Origin of the sequence: Streptomyces sp. NPDC058335, assembly GCF_042723915.1 — a bacterium.
Taxonomy (GTDB): Bacteria; Actinomycetota; Actinomycetes; order Streptomycetales; family Streptomycetaceae; genus Streptomyces.
Genome location: NZ_JBHXHX010000051.1, coordinates 1 through 1072 on the forward strand (window position 1 = coordinate 1; position 1072 = coordinate 1072).

Consider the following 1072-nt stretch of genomic DNA (forward strand, 5'->3'; position numbering starts at 1 on the left):
CGTTAAGCGGATCACCATCGCCCGAGCATCCCAGCGCGCCCATCCGTGGCGCATCCTGATGCCGGGTCCGTCGATTGCCCGCAATACCCAGGACGGAGCCATCGGACAAATACCGCCGCGGCGCCGATCCCGCGCGACTGCCCGGACACACCGGCCTGGACGGGGACCCGGTGGTCTGGGAGGCGGACCGGCTCGCCTTCGAGCGGCTCCAGCAGCGCCTGCCCACACGCGGCAGCGCCACGGCGGCCTCCGCACAGTGGCCCGCTCACGTGGAGAGACCAGGTAGTGGACGAGGCCCGGCACACTGCCGACCCAGTGCATCTGGTGCACTTCTTCGGCATCCATCCCGAAACCGCTGTGCGCTACGTCCACACCGCCCACCGCGACGAGGCACTGCCATCCATCCGCTGACTCAAGAACCCAGACCCCGGCTCACCTGCGATCGGCGAGAAGGTGCAGAGCCGCCGGACACATGGCGGCCTGGCAGGCATCTCTGGATGATCTAAGTGTCGGGGAGCATCGGCTGGCAGCTCGGTTCGATAGGGGCCTTGCTGAGCTCACGCCGTGGTGGCGCGGTGCAGCGTGAACCAGGACGTCGGGACCGGTTTCGTGCCGGGTGTCACGTCGGCCAGCTGCCACCCAGCGAAGCTGGCGCTGAGTTCGTCGGCGGTGACGCCGGAGATCGGGTCGTCGAACGCCTCGGGCCCGTAGCCGAACATCAGCAATCGTGTGCCGGGGGCAGCACGCTTCGTAAGGCCGGCCGCGTAGGCGTCGCGGCGGTGCCGTGGAATTCCGCAGTAACAGCGACGTATGAACGGCTCGCCGGGGAAGTCTGCCGACAGGAGCCGGACGACGGCCATGGCACGAGGGGAAGGCGCCCGCCTGATGAGCAGCTCGCCAACGCCTTCGCTCGAGCCGGGTGGTGCCGACCGCGCGCCGCTGTCCCGCTCCAAGACAGAGACCCCTGCGGACCAGGCGCAGACACGCCAGGCAACCACACCGCCCTTGCCGCCCCCGACGTATGCGCGTGACCTGCCGGGCTGGCAGCACATCGGTACCGCTCTGCGGCGGA

Annotated in this window: 2 protein-coding genes; one reads left to right on the top strand and one right to left on the bottom strand. The window is 69.4% G+C overall.

From position 1 onward, the window contains the following. Positions 1 to 557: 557 nt before the first annotated feature. Positions 558 to 860 (bottom strand): hypothetical protein, encoded by a 303-nt coding sequence (locus tag ACFWJX_RS40640; RefSeq protein ID WP_383252155.1) that lies wholly within the window; start codon positions 858 to 860, stop codon positions 558 to 560. A gap of 25 nt (positions 861 to 885) precedes the next feature. Here ACFWJX_RS40640 and ACFWJX_RS40645 point away from each other — a divergent pair. Continuing rightward, positions 886 to 1072, top strand: a 187-nt coding sequence (locus ACFWJX_RS40645) for a hypothetical protein (RefSeq protein ID WP_383252157.1), incomplete at its 3' end; no start/stop codon positions are given.

What these genes read in the sequence shown, in the direction of transcription:
- ACFWJX_RS40640 (WP_383252155.1), bottom strand. Translation starts at nt 860, where the DNA reads ATGGCCGTCGTCCGGCTCCTGTCGGCAGACTTCCCCGGCGAGCCGTTC.